General features: G+C 46.7%; 15 protein-coding genes. 2 read left to right on the top strand and 13 right to left on the bottom strand.

Features of this window, described 5'->3' with window-relative positions; all coding sequences use genetic code 11:
* Positions 1-67: 67 nt before the first annotated feature.
* The 9 genes from ACGHM3_RS12415 to ACGHM3_RS12455 form a co-directional block, all read right to left on the bottom strand.
* Complete coding sequence (locus ACGHM3_RS12415; RefSeq protein WP_345421162.1) at positions 68-952, bottom strand: efflux RND transporter periplasmic adaptor subunit; 885 nt, start codon at positions 950-952, stop codon at positions 68-70.
* A 146-nt stretch (positions 953-1098) separates the two neighbouring features.
* Complete coding sequence (locus ACGHM3_RS12420) at positions 1099-3093, bottom strand: hypothetical protein (RefSeq protein ID WP_345421159.1); 1995 nt, start codon at positions 3091-3093, stop codon at positions 1099-1101.
* The gene (locus ACGHM3_RS12425; protein WP_345421156.1) at positions 3086-5233 is read right to left on the bottom strand and encodes an HlyD family efflux transporter periplasmic adaptor subunit; all 2148 of its coding nucleotides are present in this window, start codon (positions 5231-5233) and stop codon (positions 3086-3088) included. The genes ACGHM3_RS12420 and ACGHM3_RS12425 overlap by 8 nt, the downstream gene beginning before the upstream one ends.
* A gap of 21 nt (positions 5234-5254) precedes the next feature.
* On the bottom strand, positions 5255-7012 hold the full coding sequence (locus ACGHM3_RS12430) for an HlyD family efflux transporter periplasmic adaptor subunit (RefSeq protein ID WP_345421153.1): 1758 nt from the start codon (positions 7010-7012) through the stop codon (positions 5255-5257).
* Positions 7012-7887, bottom strand: a complete 876-nt coding sequence (locus tag ACGHM3_RS12435) for an HDOD domain-containing protein (RefSeq protein ID WP_345421150.1) — start codon at positions 7885-7887, stop codon at positions 7012-7014. Before ACGHM3_RS12435 ends, ACGHM3_RS12430 begins: the two co-directional genes overlap by 1 nt.
* Before the next feature lie 60 nt (positions 7888-7947).
* Positions 7948-8805, bottom strand: a complete 858-nt coding sequence (locus ACGHM3_RS12440; protein WP_390518170.1) for an HDOD domain-containing protein — start codon at positions 8803-8805, stop codon at positions 7948-7950.
* A 405-nt stretch (positions 8806-9210) separates the two neighbouring features.
* Positions 9211-10452: a site-specific integrase gene (locus ACGHM3_RS12445; RefSeq protein ID WP_345421144.1), complete on the bottom strand. Its 1242-nt coding sequence runs from the start codon at positions 10450-10452 to the stop codon at positions 9211-9213.
* A gap of 220 nt (positions 10453-10672) precedes the next feature.
* Positions 10673-13735, bottom strand: a complete 3063-nt coding sequence (locus ACGHM3_RS12450; RefSeq protein WP_345421141.1) for a Tn3 family transposase — start codon at positions 13733-13735, stop codon at positions 10673-10675.
* 69 nt (positions 13736-13804) lie between these two features.
* Positions 13805-14653 carry a SprT-like domain-containing protein gene (locus tag ACGHM3_RS12455; protein WP_345421138.1) on the bottom strand — a complete coding sequence of 283 codons (849 nt, stop codon included), beginning with the start codon at positions 14651-14653 and terminating at the stop codon, positions 13805-13807.
* Between the two features lie 281 nt (positions 14654-14934).
* Here ACGHM3_RS12455 and istA point away from each other — a divergent pair, with 281 nt between their 5' ends.
* Both istA and istB read left to right on the top strand, forming a co-directional pair.
* Positions 14935-16458, top strand: a complete 1524-nt coding sequence (gene istA, locus ACGHM3_RS12460; RefSeq protein ID WP_390518173.1) for an IS21 family transposase — start codon at positions 14935-14937, stop codon at positions 16456-16458.
* On the top strand, positions 16455-17219 hold the full coding sequence (gene istB, locus ACGHM3_RS12465; protein ID WP_390518175.1) for an IS21-like element helper ATPase IstB: 765 nt from the start codon (positions 16455-16457) through the stop codon (positions 17217-17219). Before istA ends, istB begins: the two co-directional genes overlap by 4 nt.
* A gap of 344 nt (positions 17220-17563) precedes the next feature.
* Here istB and ACGHM3_RS12470 read toward each other — a convergent pair whose 3' ends face one another.
* The 4 genes from ACGHM3_RS12470 to ACGHM3_RS12485 all read right to left on the bottom strand — a co-directional run bounded on the left by ACGHM3_RS12470 (position 17564) and on the right by ACGHM3_RS12485 (position 22714).
* Positions 17564-18811, bottom strand: a complete 1248-nt coding sequence (locus ACGHM3_RS12470) for a site-specific integrase (RefSeq protein ID WP_345421959.1) — start codon at positions 18809-18811, stop codon at positions 17564-17566.
* A gap of 303 nt (positions 18812-19114) precedes the next feature.
* Positions 19115-20800: an N-6 DNA methylase gene (locus tag ACGHM3_RS12475; RefSeq protein WP_345421961.1), complete on the bottom strand. Its 1686-nt coding sequence runs from the start codon at positions 20798-20800 to the stop codon at positions 19115-19117.
* A gap of 56 nt (positions 20801-20856) precedes the next feature.
* A complete protein-coding gene (locus tag ACGHM3_RS12480) occupies positions 20857-21663 on the bottom strand; it encodes a hypothetical protein (protein ID WP_345421963.1) in 807 nt (268 codons plus the stop codon).
* Positions 21644-22714 (bottom strand): hypothetical protein, encoded by a 1071-nt coding sequence (locus tag ACGHM3_RS12485; protein ID WP_345421966.1) that lies wholly within the window; start codon positions 22712-22714, stop codon positions 21644-21646. The genes ACGHM3_RS12480 and ACGHM3_RS12485 overlap by 20 nt, the downstream gene beginning before the upstream one ends.
* Between the last annotated feature and the right edge of the window lie 3 nt (positions 22715-22717).

Genomic DNA, 22717 nt, shown 5'->3' on the forward strand with positions numbered 1-22717 from the left:
ACTGATATACAACACCCTGGTTTATACGGCCAAGATGGGCAATTAGTGCTGCTATAGTTGCTTGAATTTACTGTTTTAGCAGCGCGCGTAGTTCTGGCGGAAGATCGTCATCGGCAGCCGAACTGTTGTTTGCTTTAAGTGTAGAGGTTATAGGAAAGCGTGCAGTACAGCGTGTGCCGCCTACCAGTTTTGCATCAGGGTTAGGCAGCTCTAACAAAATGGTAAAAGTGCCACTGGCAGCGTCAATAATTCGATCGATTACCTGCACGCTGGCTGGAAACTCACTGTCTACGGGAAAGTCTGGCCGTATAGTAACGTCCATATCTTTAGTGATTTGGCCAAAAATATGAGCCGGCGCAAGTACCTCAACCTGTAGTGGGTCTATTTTTGCCAGTTGAAGAATAGGGCGGTTCTCGACGGATTCGCCGGGCATTAAATAACGTTCTACAACAATTCCGTCAATAGGGCTGCGGATAATCTTTTGTTCTAATTGAGCTTGCGCTAATTTTAACCGAAGTTCGTTGCGTTCTCTATCTAGCTTAGCTTGGCGTAATTCATTTTTTGCTAAATCAGCCTCAATTACAGCATCGTCGTAATTTTGATTGGAGCTAGCTTTAGCTTTAAACAGATCTCCAATGCGCTGCAGTCGTCGTTGTGCGTATTGAAACTGCAATTGCTTGCCCTTGATTACATTGTCTAACCGGGCTTCTTGCTCTGCTACCCGAATGTTAGCTTCTTCTACTTCAGAGTTGAGGCGTGCTAGGGCTTGGCCTTTAATTACGGCATCACTTTTTTTTACCAGCACCTCGGACAGAACACCGTCTACAGGGCTTGCCAGGTTGATGTACATTTCTGGCTTCACCATGCAGTCAAGCTCGGTGTAGTTTTTCTGCGCTTGTACAAAAGGACAGATAAGGGCAAAACATAAACTGGATAGTAGGCGTATCGTCATTCGAGTCTGCATCGCATTTCTTCTGGTAGCATAGTTAAGTTATCGACCTCGACCCTTGTTTGATGAAGAAATGTTCTGAAAAAATTCAATTTAAGCGCTATCTGCCGATATAGCAGTGAATTCCGTACTTATTTAAGCAGAAACTATTATTCGCCGTGACCACTGAATGCCAGTGCCCGTGATAAAAACTGATTTTGCTTAATCAATGATAGGCGCTGTTTTCTTTCCTGCCGCTCTTGTCGTCGCTGGGGCAGGCGGGCAATCAGTGCGCCAAGGGCGGCCGGCAAAGGCCGGCTTTTTTTAGCAAAACACCGGACTAATTTTAGTATAGCAGTTGGGTAAAATTGCGAGATTGCCGGGTCTTGAAGGGAGCCGTAAGCCGATACACTGCCTGGGTCTCCTTGACGAGCACAACGGCCGAACAGTTGCCTGTCCACTCGCCGTGAACTGTTTCGGCCAATGGCGATAACGTGCAAGCCGCCCATTTGAGCCACGCCCTGGCCCAGCGCTATATCGGTGCCTCGGCCTGCCATGTTGGTGGCGATGGTTATTGCGCCTGCGTTACCGGCGGCGGCGATAATATTAGCTTCCTCTGCATCTTGGTGCGCATTGAACACGCGGTGGGGCAACCCACTGTTGTGCAACCATTGACTGCACTGCTGAGATTCTTCTATTGATCGAGTGCCGATAAGCAGTGGCTGGCCGCATCCGTGTAAACTCTTAATTTCTGTTAAAAGCGCTTGCTTTAAGCATTCTTCAGTAGAATAGATACGCTCTTTTTGGTATTGGCGGCGGCTGGATTGATGAGTAGGGATCCGTTGATACTCTAGACCGTAAACGCTCCGTAGTTCTGTGGCGGACTCTGTAACCGTTCCGGACAAGCCGGTTAAGAATAAATAACGACGAAAAAACTCTTGATAAGTGATCTTGGCCTGGGCGTCTCGTACCCCAGTAATCTCCACACCTTCTTTTGCCTCTATTAATTGGTGTAGACCTTGATCCCAAGAGCGATCTGGCATGGTTCTACCGGTTAATGGATCGACAATCATTACCCGTTTATCACGCACGATGTAGTCTTTTTCTCGATGAAATAAATACAGCGCTCGCAGTGCTTGCTCGGTATAAAATTCCCGGTGACGATGTCGCTGCCAGGCTTCGCCCAATGTTCGGCACAATTCGGTTAGGTGCAACTTGCCCGCGGTGGTAAGTTGCGCTGAGCGAGTTTCTGGGGTTAGTTTAAAATCAGATTCTTGGTTTAATGCTCTGGCCAGAAAGAGGGCGTCTATACATTGGTTTTGTTCATCGGAGGATTGTCTTTGTCGAGAGATAATCAGCGGTGTTCGTGCCTCGTCTATAAGTACACTGTCTATTTCGTCGACGATGGCAAAACACAGCCCGCGCATCAGCAAGGGTGGTGCTAGTCCTTTTTTTCGAGCGATTTGTTGGTGCAGGTACAGTTGGTTGGGCGACGCTTCTGCACCCATGGCTAAACGATCCCGAAGGTAGTCGAACGTAAACTGCGGGCCACTACCGTGGACAATAGCGGATTGGTAAATTTGTTGCCTTACCGCGTGGGCCTGGCCGTCGCTCAACACAGAGCTGGTGAGGCCTAAACGTTGATAAAGCGGAGCGAGTGTCTCTTGATCTCGTTGAGCGAGGTAATCGTTGGCGGTCATGATATGCACCGGTATGCCGGCTAGGGCAGCAGTACAAGCCGGCAGAGTGGTGGTAAAGGTTTTGCCCTGCCCGGTTTCCATTTCAGCGATGGTACCGTTTATCATGGTCCAACCGCCAAGCAGTTGCACATCATGGAAGCGCTTGCCCAAAGCTCTTTCTGCCGCCTCTCGAATCACCGCAAAAGCGCCCACAATCAACCCAGGTTTCAAACCCTTATAACGTAGATCGGTACGCAGCTTATTAATGACTTTATTGAGCTGGTCATCGCTTAAAGCGTCAAATCCCTGGGCAGCCTTATTGACTTTCCTTGCAAGAATTTGAGGCGCTAGTGTTTTTTGGTTGTGCTTTGACCGAAGCTTGTGCAACGCTGTGCGGAGTCGTTGCTCCAACTCATCGGCTTGATCTTCCTTCCGTTCGGGGTAAGGGCCAAGGGTTAGACCAGGTTTAAGCACAACGTTAGGCATGAAAACGCCTCAGAAAGGTGCGGCGCAGTCCTCGATACCACTGCGACATAAGTGGTTCCGCCCCATGGTCGAAACGCACAAATACTCGTTGTCCAATCCTGGCCGTACTGGCCGTTTCCGGTAAGCGAAGGTCAACAGTGAATATTTTCTCTAGCGCCTGAACCGTGCCGTTGGCCTGAGCATGGCCTCGAATTGGGCCGCCATACTCACGTGCTAGAGCAGGGCTGGGTAGCTCTACGGTGGCCTGCGGAGTAGCTCGTTCCAAGCTGGCAGTATGTACGGTTGCGGCCTGACTACTCAACCGTACTTGCACGGACTGAGTATTTTGGTTCATCAGTCCAGCGTCGGCTTGGCTAACCACAACGCGTACCAAAGGCTGCGCATCGGTTAAAACATATCCCAAAACTTCGCCTTTGCGAACAAAACGACCGGGTAGGTCGTCGCCGTCTGTGAGCAGCAACTGTCCGCTGTGCGGGCTATTTAACTCCATAGCTTTTATGCGTTTTAAATTTAACGTTATTTCTTTAGCAAGCACTTTCATTTGCGCTTTAATGTTGGCAGTTTTCACACGATCAACGCCCCATTGTGATTGGTACTGAGTGTTAAGTTCACTCAGCTGTGAACGTAAGACGTCGGTGCGCGACACTAGCTCGATATCTGCGATACTCAATATTTTGTCATCGGCCATGACGGGTTGGTTGGGGCGAACGTAGAGGTCGCTGATAAAACCATTGGCACCGGCTCGCAGCTGGGATTCTTCCGGTATCCAAACCACACCCTGGGTTGTGGTGTAGGAGGGCAAGGGCAACCAACATAAGATGGCTAGCAGGCCGCAGGTCGATAAACCGGTTGCTGCTAATGCGCGTCGGCGATTGGCCTGCAATTGCGGACTGCTAATGACAAAGGTTAATCCTTTAAAAACGGGTAATGCTACTTGGGTGAGGAGCATCCAAGCTGCTAGCGCCACGCCGACATAATAATTGATATCCAGTAGTAGTAACGCAATAAACCATATGAGAAATATCCGATAGGCGACGGACAAAATGCCGTAAGAAAATAACCAGGGGCGTTCGCCAGGGCCTGATGCTGGCGTGTTAGTCTGTCGCAAGCCGAGGGTATACCGCTGCAGTAAGAAAACCAAATAGGCCCGCGAGCGCTGGAACAAGTTGGGGATTCCTAGGCCGTCTGCAAGAATGTAATAGCCATCGTATTTGAGCAGTGGATTGCCATTGAACAAAAGAGAGGACACACCACCGATTATTAACAGGGTAAAGCCTGCATCTTTGACTACACCTGGCTCGGCAGCCAACCAGATAAACAATCCAACTGCAGCCAGAAATAATTCAGTAAAGATACCTGCAGCACCCACCAACATACGTTGTCGATTTCGACGTAAACGGTTAACGCTCGAAACATCGACGAAAGGCACAGGCATAAATAGCAGAAAACTCACTCCCATTTCGTGAACCTCGCAATCGTAATTGCGCGCACAAAAACCGTGGGCGAGCTCGTGTAAGAATTTAACAATTGGATATAGTAGTATTAGATAGACGATACTGTAGGGGTCAGTAGCTTGTTGCTGAGTGTACAGCGAGATAGCCTGCCAATGCATGCTTGCCAACACTACGCCTAACACTATGACTACTACGGCACTGAAATAAAACGCTGGATGGAAACACCAACGTACAAATGGCAGCGCGCGCTGCAAGAATGCATCAGGGTCCCAAAGGCCAAACTTCAACGCCAAAGGATTCGTAAATCGTTGTCGCCAGTGTGATTTAGTGGCGTCGTCCTGGCGTTGCAACAGTTCCGTTAAATTAGGCGCAAGCTCGGATTGGAGCAAATCCGCTTGATGCAACTGTGCCAATAACGAGATTGTTTCATCCTGCGTTAGGGCGAAATCGCCCAGCACGTCACAGCTTTCGTTCCAGATCTGTTCTAACGTTTTAGAGCCATCGAGTTGACCGATGAATTGATAGGCTACCGCATTGAAGCGGTGGGTTTTGTTGGTAATTCGGTCATCCAATATATACCAAATCAATCCACGATAATCTTGGCGCTGTACACTGATGTGCGCTTGTAGTTGTGGCCTTAAGGCTTTGACACGGTACCAGTTAGGGCTAAACAGGTTTTCACTCATGATGCTAATCTTATGGCCGGTTTAGGGCCACCAGCTCCACAGTTTGAGTCGGATCCAGTCGACAATATCCCGTGTCCAAATCCACAACATGCGGCGTTCGCCGACGTTAATTTTGGCAACACCTCCCATGCCAGGGCGCAGTATTTCGGGTGCTTCACTCAATGCGGCTTCCACCCGGAAAACATTTGCGCCGTCTTCTGCCGTGGCTACGGCTGTAATTTTTTCTACGGTCAACGGTAAATGCTCGCCAGGCAAGCTGGCCAAGGTCAAGGTGCCAATTTGATCGTTCTGTACAAAGGCAATGTCCTGCTCACGAACCTTTAGAATAACTCGGTAACCGCTCAATGGGGCGATTCTAAATAAGCTGTCTCCACGTTCTACGGGTGCCCCCAACTGGTCGCTTAAATCACCATCAATAATAATGGCGTTAAATGGTGCTCGTATGCGTGTGCGCTCAAGTTGATCCTGCACCAATTTCAGCTCGGCGTTGGCTTGATCCAACTGAGCATTCAGCACGCGTACCTGGACTAAATCCCGTGTGGCCATTGCCTCACGAAGTGCGCGGTTGGTTTGTTGACGCTGGGCCTCCAGCTTAGCTTCTTGTAGACGCAGTTCACTATCGTCCATGGTGGCGATAATATCGCCTTGATCCACCGTGTCACCGGCTCTAGCGATTGCTGTGTCAATGTAACCGGCGATGGGGGCTGCGATGGAGCGTTGAATACGGCCTTCAAGCGCTGCCCCGGCAGAGACGTTAAATTGCGTGGACGTAAACGCAGAAAATCCGACCAGTAGCGCTGCTGCAGTAAGGCTCAGTTTTAGGCGTAGACGTGATAAGCCAAATACAGCGCCGAAGCTATCACGTGCGTCTTCGGATAGCCGTTTTGTTAGTGGCTGATCTAATCGCTCACGCATGTAAAAACTCGGTGCGAGCAATAACATTAATTGATGGCAAAAATTGGCTTCGCTGGCAGTAAAGGGATGGCTTTCATTACGCTCCAGCGTTACGGTTGCAAATATTTTCTCTTGATGCACCAGTGGTACGGTGAGAATAGACCCGCTACCAAAGTTTTTCGCCAGTTCTTTATGAGCTCGGTAGATGTTTTGGTCGTTGGCAACGGCCGGGAAATTCAAGATCGAATCTTGATCTATCGCTTCGTCCATGGCGTGGGCCACTGCTTTTATTAGGTTGGCTTTGGCATCCATGTTCGCGCTGTTGGAAACCGCTACAACTTCACAATGTTGTTCTTTAACAGCACCAAAACTGACGCGATCACAGTGTAATTCGAGAATCAGCAAGTTAACCAAAGCTGTTAGCATAGCGCGGTAATCAGCTTGGTCGGTAATGCCCAAGGCTAATCGCACTGTATTTTGAAACAATTGTTCCTGTTTTTCTGTTTCAGGTTCTGGCAGGGCTAACCATTGTGCGCCCACTTTTAGGGTTTGCAGAATAGAGCGCTGTACTGGCTTTTCTTGGTGCTTGGTTTGCACCGCTACGATACCTAGTAAATGCCCATTGACGAATATTGGCCAGGCAAAATAGTCAAAGCGTTGATTGGAGGTTAGAGTTGCTCGTACGCCTCCGTCGGTATTTTTTTTGCGCGCAGCCAAACGCACCGTAGCGAGTAATTCAGATGGCTTTTCGTTATCAACGGGCCAAGAGGCCGCCATTTTCAAGCGACGATCTTCACTGTCTGCTAATACAAAGATCGCTCGCTCTACATACTGAATACTACGGCATTGAATCTCGAGCCAATTTTGGGCAAACGCAGTGGCCATCACAAGCCTCCAAAGCGCAGTGTGCTATGTGACTCGGGCGAGGAGTTGAGTGTAAGAAATAATTCTTCCTCCCAGGACTCGGCCTCTTTGAGTAATTGCTGGGCTTGCTGCAGCGAAAGGTTCAATAAACGCCAGCCAGGGCAGCGATCTAAATCAGTGGCAGCTAAGTTTGAGTCTGGCGGAAGCATCGCAAGGTGACGAGCGACATTGATGATGGCTTTCTCAATACGATTGCGAGTCGCTTGTGTTGGTTCCATGTGATTGCCGATGGTATCGGTGTAGATATCGGGTAGCTGCCAAAACTGTGCAAGCTCGCAGCCCACGGTACCATAGTGAAACCCCAGTAGTTGCTGTTCCACTGAGTGAATAGATTGACCAGTGTCTGCGGCAATAGCTAATGCTTGCTGCGTTTGTACCGGAATTTTTAAAAACATCGCAACGTGACCAATATCGTGCAACAGTCCAATGGTAAACAGACGCTCCTTAGCTGGCATCAGAGCTTGGCGACTAATATTGCGAGCTAATATGCCGCACTTAATATTACCGCGCCAAAATCTGTCTACGTCCATTAGAATCGGCGGTAGACTGCTAAAAGCACGCAGGCTAAGACTACCCACCAGCAAATCATGAACTTGTACGGCGCCAATGAGTGTTATGGCTTGTTTTAAATTGTGGGCACGCCGCCGGTAACCCAAGAATTTTGAATTTGCCAGCCGAATAACGCGCTCTGCTAATGAGCTATCCGTCGCCACAACCTCAACATAGTGGTCTATGTTTGCGTCTTGAGCCTCCATAAGGGTACGAACGCGACGATATACTGGCGGCATTGCCAGTGTTTCGCTAAGGTTCGCTACCAATTGGCGGGCGTTTGTCATGTAAACAGTTCCTGCTAATGGTTGCTCAGCCTGTAATGCGCGTTGAGGGAAAAACATAAGTTAATTTTTAATGATCATACTTTCCATTTCGATACTGAGCTTTTCTACCTCCGGCAACAATGCCTCCAAATCAGCAGCGTCTATTTTCAAATGATCCAGTCCGAGCTCTCCTTCGGTATAGTGGTAGGGTTCGATACCTGGACGGGCAAAGGTTGCCATCTTGTGGCTTAACCCCAACAAAGCTGCCTCCGCGTAGTGCTCAGAGCTGCGAATGGGGTCTAGGTGTAAGCCAATCACGGTGTGAAATTTCACCGGGAGATTCCAGTCAGCCATCAGCTGCGCTCCAATATCTCCATAATGATAGCCAAATATTCGACCTTCACTGCTGGCTAATGGGCAAGCGTGTTGTCGAGCGTCAATAATTGCTGCCCGCGCGGCTTCGGGGTGTTTAATAAACACCAATATTCGTCCAATCTCATGTAACAGACCGATAACAAATAAGCCGGCTGGATCTCTAAGATTTAGGTGCTGAGCCAACAGGCGCGCCATAACGCCGCAGTAAATACTGCGTTGCCAAAACGTTTTGATTTGTTCGATGTCGTTACCGATGCGGATGGCATCCACGGCGGATAGAGCGAGCACTAAATCGTGCAATTGGCCCAATCCCATCAGGTTAATTGCGCGATCGATAGCGTGGATTTGACCTGAGAACCCGTATAGCGGGCTATTGATTACTTTCAATACTACGCCCGTAAGGTTTGGGTCCATGGTGACAACACGAGCGAAGTCCTGGATATCGGATGCTTCATCATCCATCAACTGCTTAAACTTAAGATAGATTTCTGGCAACGATATTAAAGAAGCCGTGTTGGCGGTTAATTCTTCTAAACTACCAACCTTTGGCGCTGGCTGTTCCATAAGTGTCATCCCCATACGGCATCCTTTGGCGGGTGGCTATCGTGGTACTGGTGCTTTAACCCACCCAAGGTGGGTGCTAGTACCATGTCCTTAAATAAGAGCTTTCGCCTATAAGCATAGTAGAGAGCGGTGCAAGCGCAATGACTGGACCTGACCACTTAGGCCGGCTTTGCTGCTTTGCGTCATTTGTCTGGACGGCAATTTTCTAGGAGTGGCTAGCCCAGCTTGTTAAGTGCGCGAGGAAAATGGCTAACTGCAAGTAAGGTAATAAATATTAGGCGGATCTAAACTATCGGTCGCTCACCAACGGAATCGGTATAGAGACATTTCTCTGTGCTTTAATCTAGGCTGTTGTGGCAAATGTTCGCTACTTTCTGACCAGCATTATTGCCGTTAACAGGTGGTTTATATTTTTCGGTTTTTACCACTTTCAGCGCGTTTTTTGGCTTCGCTTTGAACGTAGATAGTATCCGTGGTAGACATGCTGGCGTGGCCCAAGTCCTCTGAAAGATCTTTCAGAGCCCGGCCACGTTCCACTTCCATACTGGCGCCGGTGTGTCGCAACCAATGGGTGGAGGCTTCTTTTAATTTTAGGGCTCTGTCTTCGCCTTCCTTGGCTCTCATTGCTGTGTAGGCCTCATCAAATACCGTTTGTACTATCCGAGTTAATTGCCTGGCCGTCATACCGCCTTGGCCGCGTATCTTTTCCACGATAGGGCTGTTATCGCCAATAAAGGGAAGGGCGGGTAGGTCTCTTTGGCTACGATAGCGCTTTAAGTAGGGTAAGAAGCTATCTGGCACTGTAATATCTCTGATTTTACGGCCTTTGCCGTACACTTTGAGCCACCAATTGTTATCGGAATCCTGCCAAAAATGGCTCATCACGGGTGACCAATTGGGCCGCTCTGAAAGCTCAGAAATGCGCAAAAACAGAGCTTTTAAAGCACAGATAATAAACAGACTGCGTTCGTGGTTTGAGTCATCGTTGGCTAATTTCTCTGCAATTTCTATAACGTAAAGCCATTGTTGCTCCGTTAGTCGGCGTACGTCCTTAACCTGGGCATCTTTTATAAAGTAACGGCAATCTTTTTTGGCAATTTGGGCTGGATTGCCGTACAAAACTTCTTCGGTCATTAGGTATTTATAAAGTGCGATCACCGAGGTAAACATCGCGCTGAGTGTTTGTTGCGAAGGTTTGTACTTCTTTTTGTTGGCAGGCTCACTGGATTGCGAGCCTTTGGCTAACTTAAGCCGAAATGGCGACCATTGTGGGTTCTGGCGATAAAAACCGGCTTGGCGAACAAATTTCTCATGGTTTACTAAGCCAATCCAGCCAACTGGCGGTTGCCAACAGAAATCAGCGTATTCCAGGATGTCAGCTTTGCGCAGCTGATCCATGGGTTTGTCTTTAAACAAAAACACCCACAGTAAAAATCGTTCGGTTTCGTTCCTAAAGCGACCAAACGTGTGCTCTGATTTATTGCGGCCAATGTAGCTTAAGAATTCATAACCCCAGCGCCAATGTGCCATGCGCCAATCTGGGCCTGCGGATAAAAACGACTGTAGGTCTGGGTAATCTGAAATGGCTAGGTTTGGAAATTCTAGCAGACCTGGATACAGTGCGACTGGATTTGGCGCTTTTGCCATGGTGAGGGCTCATTAAGGCTTAGATTTGACGATTTGTGCATTGTATAGCCAGGGAAATCCTAAACAAAACTCGAGAAACAACTATAGGTTTTCGTAAATAACGTTTAAATACAATATGTTACACGATATTTCTTTTCCCGGAACGATGCTCCAAAGCGGTGTTATATTTGGGAAAACGAGGAGAGTGTCGGCCACTCTCCTGTAAAACGGCGATGATCGATTACTCTTTGATCAGGTCTGGATCAAGGATTTTTTGTAAATCTATCTGTTGAGAGTCTTTTAGGGAGTTCTGTGAAAAATCAAATTCGCCATGAAAGACAAAATGTTCCCAAGCCAGCATAGACGACGCCTTAATCTTTTTTAGTAGCAGGGAATACTCAACATCTGTTTTGGCTTCTGACAGACGTTTGGAGAGATACATAAAATTCCAGCAAACGATGACATTTTTAAGTAGTCGTTTGCAGGTCTCTGCGATCTCCTGGTCTTCCTTAATTGTCTGCACATAATCTGCCCGCCCAATGGCCAGCGCTCGATCAAGCTTGTTCCCTGCCTCACCTTTATTTAACTGGCGGTGGATGGCTTTTCGCATACCCACATCGTCGGCATACCGGAGCAAGAACAACGTTTTCGGAATACCTCCAAATGCTTTTAGTGCTTCGTAAAGAGGATTGCTTTTTGAGTATGAGTTTAATCGTTTGAAGATTTGAGACGCAGTAACTTCGCCTAGCTTGATTGATGCGCATAGACGAAGAACATCTTCCCAATTATCAATAATTTTATCTCTATTAATCCGTTCCCTTGGAAAGATCGGATAGCTTTTTTTCTTATAGAAAGTGGGAGTTTTGAAGGAGTATAAAACTCTTTTGCCGGGATTTTTTATGCGTGGTCCAAACGAAAATTTCAATAAATGCGTAAGGCCAAATATGGCTTCCGTGTATCCGTGAGAGTCAGTGGAGTGAAGGTCTGATTTCACTACATCATTTTTCAACAACCCATCCACCATATAGTGTGCTTCAAATTCGGAACCACTGATCACCATTGAGTAAGGGAACATCCCTCGTATATCTATGAAAGTATAGGCCGATACAACGGGGTCACGACCACCATATTTAAATGACTTATTTGCATTGAGTGACTCATATGCGACGGTCCATTTCTGACCATCGCTTGATGTCTGCAAGCCGTAGTCTCCAATGAATACTTTGGCCAGTGGAAGTTGATTGACGAAACGGATAACGGCATCGTTTGCTCGTCTCAAATTCTCAAGCGTAAAAAAGCCATTGGTCGTGGATTCCAAAGTTGCCAGTTCAATTTCCCTCGCCAATTTAGATAATTTTGGCACGCTCAAGTGTTCACCTAGCGCAATTATTCCCGCGAGGAAATTTTTATCTTCAGGCCTGGGCTTGCGGTATCGGATACTGTTGTGTTCAAACTCGTCAAGAAACCCCGAAGCGGCATTCACTGTACTTAACGCTTCTGCTATTCGAATGTATTGATCATCCGGAAACAGAGCTACGTCACTTTCCATTTCTAACAGGACTTCAGCCCGAGTATTTCGTTCATACGTTAGCTTAAATCCACCAAGGCCATCTGTCTCAATATATTCGTTTATATTTTCCAGTATGTGCTCGTTCGTTTCCTTGTATTGCGCATCCAATTCGAGTTCCCAGTGCTCAACCAATTTTTTAACATCTTTAAAATCAGCCATGTCCGCTAAATTTAGTATGTGATCCCGATTTTTTTGAAAGTATTCCCGTGAGATCAAATACTGCTCTAGCTGTCGGTAACGATTTGAGTTAACAATGCTCAGTGTGCCGTCTTTAATGGCAGCGGCAGTGTGCTTATAAAGCAGAATGCGATACAGTTTTGCGCGGAAGGAGTCTTTCGTGTCAATGTAGCCGGTTTCTGAATTCGTAAGAAACCCGACTGGGAATGTATCATCAACCTTTCCGTTTTTCGCTTGGTACTGCGATATTGCTTTTAGCAGCTTGTTGCTTTTCACGTCGCAATCGAAATTGAGCCGCCGAAGAATATCGCTACACTTGAGCTGAAGCGACGTGGCGCCTTCTTCCAAAAAGAGCATTTCAAGAGCCTGTCCGCTGATTTTATCTAAGTCCTCCTGGACATCTTTTACATGAGCGTTTACGTTTTCCGTGGATATCTTTGACGGGCTTATCAAGCGAATCGCTTTTTCGACTTTCTCTGAATCACTCAGAATAGGGTTGTTCAGCGTCTCTTTAAGTTTTTCCACCAACGACACTAAATCAACCGTATCCTTTACTAACGCTTGCGTATGGCCAGATTGCTCCTGGCGTTGTTTGTAGTATTCTTCTTTGGCAAGATTCTCGGCCTTGTTCACTGCTGTTTTCACCGAGGCCAGAAACGTTTCGACCAGAATATCGACCAGCTGTTGAAATTGGTGAGTGATAAAAATGGCAAGGTGAAGATGCCGATCATGATCTTTCAAACGATTAACCTGAAAAACCTGCCGCCGATGAACGGATAGTGCGTAGCGTTTAAGTCCATCTTTTGTAAAATCCAGCTCGCTTGCGATTGGAAGTGCAATATCGTAGAGTGGCTTGAGCGTATCGTATATTGCGACATTCTCGCGTATTTTAGACGTCTTGGTTGACTGGTTAAGTTTCTTCAGCAGCGTAAGTCTGTACGTTTCCATTTCATCATAAGTATTTTTTCCTTTTGAAAATAACGCATCGAGCTTTTGAGCTCCATCGTTCGAGAGCTTATTTTTAACAATGGCAATCTGTTGGTCGATGTGCGTTTTATAGACCGACTCGACCGTGTCACAAATTGTTTTATAATCGGGTGTCTCGACTTTGTGTTCAAAGAGCCATTCGCAAACGGAAATAAAGCATTTATCGGGGTTTTTCTGAGAGCGTGCGTCCGTTCTTATCAGTGGCAACAGTGGTTGAATGGTGGTTTGATTAAATGGCTTGAAACCCAGCGCATCAAGAATCATTTCTCTATGGCGATTTCTGGTGCTTGTATTGTAGCTTTCCCAGCGAAAACTTTGCCTGAGCTTCAGTCGGCCTGCTACATAGTCAACATCTTCCTGGATCGCAGAATTAAAAAATTGACCCGTGGCTTTGAAGTACCCGTAGGCGACGATGATGTAAACGATATTGGCATGGCCGCGAACGTTTTGTGTGATGAGCTGTTTGAAATGAGATTCGACGTAGAAAAAACGCTTGCGGTCTAAAGCTTTGAATTGCGGCGGTGTATCGTGGAATTCTTTATCCGTGGAACTGATCTTTTTGGTGTACATTGAACACTCCTAATGTTAATCTATGGAAGGGAGTGTTATTATCCTTTCTGAAAACTTCTATCCCAAGTTCTAAATTACCTCACTTAGTTTTTTGTTACAGTCTCCACAAACTACGTTCAATCCAGGCTTGCCCCAAAGCTGGATATGGCATGTTTTGCACGCATATTTAATGCGTCCCGATCGCGGTTTTGGCTTTGAAGTGATCAGCTCGCCGAGATTGTCGTCATCATAAAACCGGCTAACCTCTTCATGCTCACTGCTAAATGCTCGTTCGCTTAGTGACTGCTCAGTCATAACTACCGAAGTGTCTTGCTCTGCTCGCATGGCTGCGACTGCCGCAGCGGGTCTGGGATTTAAATTCTCGGTCAGTTCGTATTCGGAGCCTTTGTCATCGTAGGCGGTAATAGGTAGCTCCAGGCGATAGACAGGATAGCGGTCGACCCAGGGCAGACGATAACCCTTTTTGATAAGCTCTTTACAGGCGTTGTGAAATGGGCCTTCTAGCAGGACATAGTCCATCATCCATTCCCCCGTATTCTGTCCACCGGGCTTCCCAGTGGATGAGGGGATCAACCCTATTTGCAGCATCTTTTTGGCCCATTGGGCGTTATGGTAACCCCGTCGTCCGGGTGATCCATAGTGAGCCTGCCAGATGTGCGCCATCTCATGACACAGGGTTTGGCAGATTTCGATCAGAGGGTATTTTGCGAAGTATTCAGGGTTGACGGCTAGTTCATCTACATATTGACGTTTTTCATTGACCCACCGGCCGATGGAGGCATAACCCATCACTTTGCGCTGTCGGTGAAATGTGATGATGACATCAGGCAATTGCCCGGCAAACAACGCGCTGTTAAAATAGTCATACGCGCTCGAAAGCGTCTGGTAACATTCTGTTGTCGGTTTTTCTTCTAGCACCCGCTTTTCGCCTCAATTTTGTGCAAATTTTGGATTGTATGATCCAAAAAATGCACCACTTATGTGCAATATCTGTATGTCTGCTTATTTTTTAGTCTGACAAGCTAGGCTTAGCCCTTCTTTTTAAAAATATTTCATACAATTTTAGAACGAATGATACTGGGAAAAAAGTAGTCTGTATTCATTTGTGTTCGGCGACAATTAGGATGACCGGTTGACGACAACTATCTTGGCCGGTTGGGTGTGACAATTGGCAGCTTGTATCCAGTGTGGAGTTCAAGGTGCCAGGTCAACACATCACCCAGCGACAAGAGGAGCTGTATATGCAGCATCGCCAACAAGGTATGAACCAAGAAGCGGCCGCCGCCAAAGCCGGCATTTCGGTTCGAAGTGGACGTAGAATTGAGAATGCATCAACAACCCCGCGCCCTAAGCACGATAGGAACTGGCGTACCCGAGAAGATCCGTTAGAAGCGGTTTGGGAGACTGAACTCGTACCGCTCTTACGGGCGGAGCCTGATCTTACCGGTACAACCCTACTCGAATACCTGGAAGAACATTACCCCACCCATTACGACCAACGCATATTGCGAACCCTGCAACGCCGAGTGAAGCAGTGGAAAGCGTTACACGGGCCAGACAAGCCCGTCATCTTTCGCCAGCAGGCTGAACCCGGACGGCAAGGCTTTTCTGACTTCACACACCCCGATAGCGCCATAACCATTGCCGGAGAGCCGTTTAAGCATCTGCTCTACCAGTTTCGTTTGGCTTTTAGCGGCTGGCGCTCAGTGACGATTGTCCAAGGCGGTGAAAGCTATGCAGCATTATCGACAGGCTTACAGCGTGCCTTACAGCAGGCGGGCGGCAGCCCCATTGAGCACCGCACCGATAGTTTGAGCGCGGCACGCAACAACCGACAAAACCTGTGGACGGATGCTTATGCTGACTTGTGCAGTCACTACAATATGACGCCGACCCGTAACAATCTGGGAGAGTCTCATGAAAACGGTATTGTTGAATGCGCGAACGGCTCGCTAAAACGTAGGCTCTCCCAACAGCTTAAGCTTCGCGGCAGCCACGACTTTGACAGTATCGAGTCATACCAACACTTTACCGACCAAGTTGTTGAGCGCCTGAATCGACGCTCACACTCTCGCTTCCAAAAAGAAAAACAAGCACTGCAAGGCTTACCAGAGCAGCAAGCTGCTAACTATCAAACACTTAACCTGAAAGTGACTCGCTCATCGACCATCGAGGTTCGCCGGGTGGTTTACAGTGTACCGTCGAGACTGATTGGCGAGCGCGTCCAAGTTAGGCTCTACCACGACAAATTAATGATCTATGTAGGCCAGCAGGTCGCGCTGACACTTGCTCGCATATATCCAGCTAACGGCCACACTCGCGCAAAAAGCATTGATTACAAGCACTTGATTCATGCGCTCGCAGCCAAGCCCCAAGCGTTCCGCTACTCACAGCTACGTGATGAACTCTTGCCTGACGACAATTACCGCCAGTTGTGGCAATACGCCGATAAAGCGTTGGAATCGCGTCAGGCCTGCAAGTGGATAGTAACCGTGCTGCGACTTGCCTACGAATACGACGCAGAGAAGCAATTGGGCGAAGAGCTTCTTGTTGAAGTTAAATCCGGCAAGTTCGCGTCAATTAAAACTATCCAAGACCGGTTCTTCCAGCCCTCCCAATCGGTGCCAGAACTGCAAGGCAGGCAGCATGACCTGCAAAGCTACGATGCACTGCTGTCATCGCTGAAGACACAAAAATCCTGGACACAGGAGGCACCCTTTTGAACGACTCAACCGCCTTACTGCTAAAAGAGTTACGCCTGCCTGCGTTTGTCCGGCACTACCAGTCACTCTGGGAAACGGCTACCGAAAAGGGTTGGTCACACACCCAATACCTGGCAACCCTGTGCGAGTATGAAATCTCGGACCGCTACCAACGCCGCACACAAAAGTGGATACGTGAAGCACAGCTGGCCGGAGGTAAAACCTTTACTGAGTTCAATGACGATGGCCTAAACAGAGAGACCAAAGCCCAACTGGCTCGGCTAAAGCAAGATGCTTCATGGGCTGAACATGCCGATAACGTGTTGCTCATCGGCCCTAGCGGTACCGGTAAAACCCACATCGCCAGTGCCTTGGTCCACCAGCTTATCGAGCACGGCATACGCTGCAAGCTGTTCCCCGCAATCGCTCTGGTTCAACTATTACAGCAGGCCAAACGTGATCTAGACCTCATGGCCGCCATGACCAAGCTGGATAAATATCGCGTCATTGTGATTGACGACATTGGCTATGTAAAAAAGACCGATGCAGAAACCCAAGTGCTGTTTGAGTTTATCGCTCATCGCTACGAAAGCGGCAGCTTGATTATTACCGCCAATCAACCGTTCGGCTCATGGGACAAAATCTTCCCCGACAGCATGATGACGGTAGCGGCCATAGATCGACTCATACACCACGCGACAATTATCGAATTAGAAGGAGAGAGCTACAGAAAGAAGCAGCAACTAGAGAAGGTAACCAACACTAAATCAGAACACACCTAACCGGCCATCATAGTTGTCGCCGACCGGCCAAGATAGTTGACGTCTAACACATTTGGGTATTCTCGTCTCCAAATCTGGTCATAAGGTGACATCGTCAATCGTTTAGCGGTAGCTGATTGATAGCTTTGGTTTTTGAAGCTTGAAATATATGACCTAAGCGCGGTCGTTAGGAGTGAGATAGAATCAGTTGCGGTGGGCTTTGAATTGCGTGGGCGGATTGGCTAATATGCGTGTCGACCGGATATGAGTTCCTCCTGTCTTAAAACAGTAATGGAATCTGCGAAGCGCCCGAGGTGGCCTGCAATAAGAGCAAATAGCCTACAGAGCTTGAGAGCAGCAAGTCACTAATTTACTTTTCTGTTTTTCCCACTTTCGGCGCGAACGCGATTTTCGGTTTGCACATAGACAGTATCGGTCGTTGCCATGCTTGAATGCCCTAGATCTTCAGATAGATCTTTCAGCGCACGACCGCGTTCAACCTCCATGCTGGCACCGGTGTGTCTTAACCAGTGCGATGAGGCCTCCTTTAATTTACGCGCATTGTCTTCACCCTCGGCTTGCTTCATTTTGTCGTAAGCCATATCGAAAACGTGTTGGACGATTCGAATTAGCTGTCTTGACGTCATTCCACCTTGGCCGCGAATCTTTTCGACAATGGGATGATTTTCACCTGATGACGGCAGGGGGCTCAGGCCCCGAAACTGTCGGTATCTTTTGAGATAATCCATAAAACTGTTGGGCACCGAAATATCCCTTAACTTTCGGCCTTTACCAAATATCTTTAACCACCAGTTGCCATCGGAATCCTGCCAGAAATGGCTCATTACCGGTGTCCAGTTTGGCCGTTCAGACAGCTCAGAAACCCGCAAAAACAGGGTTTTCATGGAAGTAATCACGAACAGGCTGCGCTCGTAAGTCCTGTCCTGATCGGCCAATTCCAGCGCCACATTAAACACATATTGCCACTGGGATTCAGATAAACGCCTGACTTCCTTTACTTGTGCATCTTTTATGAAATGACGGCAGTCAGGCTTAGCGATTTGAGCGGGATTCCCATAAAGATATTCTTCATTCATTAGGTACTTGTAGAACGCAATGATGGCAGTGAATGCTGCCATGAGCGTTTGCTGAGATGGTTTGTACTTCTTTTTGTCTGGAAGCTGTTCTTCCAGAGTTTTTTTGGGAAGCTGAAGCTTGAATGGCGCCCATAAAGGATTCTGCGTGTAATGCCCGTTGCGAAAAACAAACTTTTCGTGATTCGCAGTACAAATCCAGGCCACCGGTGGCTGCCAGCAAAAATCTGCGTATTCCAATATGTCGGCTTTACGCAATTGCTCCATAGGCTTGGCCTTGAACAGAAAAACCCACAGTAAAAAACGTTCGGTTTCATTTCTGAACCGTGTAAACGTGTGTGCGGATTTATTGCGGCCAACATAACTGAGGAATTCACGGCCCCAGGTCCAATGGATTTGCCACCATGACTCGCCAGACTCCAGAAACTGCTTAAGGTCTTTGTATTCGCCAAAATCAATAGATTTGAGTTCAGTGAATGCGGGATATAAAGCAATAGGTTTGGTTTGTGGGATGGCCATAGTAAAACCTGCGATCTTTAGGAGGTACCAGTTTACAGGCTTATATACACTATGTCGAATACTAGACCGTATGTGAAATTAATAAGCGCATTACTAGAGGTATGACTACTCTCTCAAGCATGCCACCTACCTTGAAAAGTTTATGTGAAACAATCTAAACCTACGACGACTCCTCGAGGTTTAATCTTGCCTAATCCAATTGGTCATTCATCCCTGGGCATCCCCAAAATATATTCAGCTTTTCTAATCCGCTTCAGCTTTCTCAGAGGCATTTAATCGATATACCGAGGTTATCCAAATAACTTAACTCGACGATTTACGTCGTTCTTGTAGTTTTAATCTAATTTTCTCAAAATTTTCTTCGTAAATTTTTTCCTCTGAAGAACTAAAACACCTGGAGTAAATGAATTGGCTGGCCAATTTTGAAGCCTCATCAGATTCACCTTTTCGTAGCATTTGATTGACTTGAGAGAAGCAGCTGTTTACTTCACGAGCAACAACATTATCGGGGATAAGTATTTTTAATTTTGTATAAAACCCGGGCTCCATTTTCAGCATTTTATTGCCGTACACCTTGGCCTCCATTTCCGCAAAAACACGAGTGAATCCAGTGAGCAAAGACAGACAGATCAACTTCTTGAAGTAGTTAGGAAAATTGCTTTTAAAAAAACCACGATGAGTGCTATTGATGCAACTAGCCTGGACGTCATTGATTACAGCCCGAGGATAGGAAATAGACATATATGCTAGAAACAAATCAGAGACCAAACCGTCATCTACCTCGCACCAATTTTCTCGCTTCATGAACGTTTGATTCGAGTCAATTTTTGAAAGATCATACGTATTCAAGTAATCCAAATAACGTTCGTCAGAAAGCATACCATCCTCGTACTTCAATAAATAATACTCTCGCCCACTCGCTACATGAGCTTTAAAATCATTTGAAGTGAAATCTACTCCCAAGTTCTCCTTTAGGCTGCGCATAAGGGGCAAAAAATGCCTTTTCGGAGAGAGCCCATACTGAGATATTTTTTCTTTATTGAAAGTAAAATACTTCGCATCACCAGTCACCAAGCCGATTTTGACATCTACAAATTCACCAAATCTCTTGGCATAAGCACTGTTAACAACCTCATTGACGAGACTGGCTTCAGTGCTCGTCAAAGCGCCACTTACACGGCCGACTGCGCACTTCAAATGGCGCCGCTTTATCACTCGTTGGTCTTTAAGGCTTGTTAGATACTCATCGAGCTCATCAAAGTTGTTAACATGTATTGCATTAGAAAAATTATTTGTTGATGTTTCTTGCCAGCCCTGTGCAACAAGCACCACAACGCGCTCTTTCGTGCCCTGATCGTTAAATATCCTATTCGGAAGACTGAAAGTTGCAACAGTATTGAAGTTTCTCGTCAGATATGTACGTAAAGACAATGCATAGTCATTGTCAATAAATGCATGCGGGAGAACAAAAACAATTCGTCCCCCTTCTTTAAGAACTAGTAAGCTATTTAAAATAAAATAATACCAAAGACTGGCATAACGATTATTTTTAATATTAAATTGATTTAAGATATTTTTAGCATGATCACGCTGAGCGTTGGTCAACTTTGCGTAACCAATAAACGGAGGATTAGCAAGGATGCAATCAAATTTCTTTTCCATAAACGATTGACTGTCAACATCCAAAAAATCTCGCAAGATAAATCTGCGCCCTACTTTCCCCATTCTTCGCCCAAAGTAGGACGGGAGATGATCGAACGCATGAGTGTCAATATCACAACCAAATATCTGCTTTTCCGGCCGAGGGGCACCAAGCTCAGATAATCTGTCTACAGCCGACCGCAAGAATGCTCCTCCACCGAAGCTGGGTTCCAATACGGTGTCTTCTGGCGACCGCAAAGCAAATTTGGCCAATATATCGCTTAGTTCTGCAGGTGTATAATAAGCGCCTAACAGCCTTTTCGTAAGCGTATCAGGGTGAGCTAACATTCAGTACTCCTCTTCGTTATCGTGAGAATAGCAAAGGCCAAGACTCATCGATACACCTAGCCTTCATTTTTAGAAGAAAAAAAGTCCCATAAAGTCTCGTTGCGTTGACTGGAGTTCAAAAACTCTAGAGTCTGCTCGAGAAAAGGCTTTATCCATCGGGATTCACTCTCTCTTATCTTGTCTGTCCAGTAGCGCTCTTTGGTTAGCTTAGTGCCACTTGTCAAAAATGTGCGAAAAGCTAGATCTATGCATAGAATTAAACTGTAGGGCATTGCTGGAAAACGGGGATGATCAAGCGGTGCAAACAAATGATATTGAAGCCCCTCATCAACGGCGAAAATTTCAGGCGAAAACTTTCCACCATATTGCAGATGGGAGCGCGGCCACATCTGCTCATCTGATAATGAGCGATCTAAATCAAAGTGGAATTTCCTGAGGACATGCGTTCCCGATGTTAGCGGGTAACAACGATGTCGATCGGCTTCATCTTGAAGCATATTGCTGTCTACTTGGCAGAGTACTGCAATACAAAAACTCTGGCGAATTAAAATTCCCTCTTTAATTTCAATCCAGCCACCAAGCGACAGCAAAAGACGCTTCCCTATTTGCCGCTTGAGCTGGTGATCGTCTATTTCCAATAAAAGGTTGGGCGATAGAGAGATGGTTTGCGACATCGGCTTTTTTGATTTTTTGCTTGTCCTCACTATAGTATCTAGTTTCCCGCATATCTCCGATATCGCGGTATATGCTGATTGATGACTGAATCTTACAGAGTGTACCTTGGTACGAAGTAGACCGAAAAAAGTTTGAAGATCCTGAACATATTGAGTGGTGAACTCCTTATCAATGGGAAGCGCTTTCATCGTCAATGATTAACCTTGGACTGGTAAAATAGGCCCCTAAATCTGCTTCAGGATCTGGGATGGAACAACGGATATGAACGGGGTGCAAATTCCGGTGAGCATCATCCTGAACAAACCCCAATGCATCAGGCCAGAGTTTTTCACAGCGCACACACCGAGCTTTCTCGCCTTCCGGCACACCCAGTATTATTGCTGCCCCTTCGGCTAGACTTTTGCTCAGCAAAATTCCATTGTCATCCAAATCCAAAACACACTCTTTGATTTGATCGGTCCACCAACGAGGGCACAGAGTATGAGAAAATACACCCTTGTAGCGCGCAGCTTCAAATTGATTTACGATATTCTTGGTGAAATATTCCAAGCTCATCCCTAATAAGTTCGCTGTCGCACGATCATCTAAGAGAAAGCCCGGATGCTTATAAAATAAATCGATGAACCAGCGGCAAAATTCAACTCTCGCTCCTTTCGTGCCATGAACAATTGGCGGACCACTTTGACGACTCACTGATGCAGTATTAAAACAGCGACGTACACGAGCCGGTAAAGCTTCCGTTATGTCACTTTTTACAAGATCATCACTACAACCCATCGCTGAAAAAAGTTGCTTGCAATCACCTGATTCGAGAGCCAATCTAAGCTCTTTGTGGTTTGAAATTTCTTTGTATACATTTTGAGGGTTTGATAAAAAATTTTCTCCCACTTGCCGCTCAAAGCCTTCAGGTCGCTCAAATTCTCGTTCAGCTGCAACTTCAACACTTAGAAGATAAACTGGAGTATCAGAACACATCGCTCGTACAAGTGACTCACACTGGTCGCCGGTACTAAACCCTTCAACGTCACTTGCATCCGTCGAAAGCTTGTAATCAACAAAAATCAAGTCGAATATATCTGTTCTACTTTTACGTGCCTGCTTAAATTCAAACAAACGCGTTGCATCCAGCTCTTCTACGGAAACACCTTCAATGGCCTTGAGTAAATCTACTTTTTGCCGTCTTGGGTCAGTTTCTGGCCGACCGAAGCAATCATCTACAAATAATGTTCTAATTGTCATTCG

The sequence above is a fragment of the Halioxenophilus aromaticivorans genome, from assembly GCF_042850945.1.
Classification (GTDB): Bacteria; Pseudomonadota; Gammaproteobacteria; order Pseudomonadales; family Cellvibrionaceae; genus Halioxenophilus; species Halioxenophilus aromaticivorans.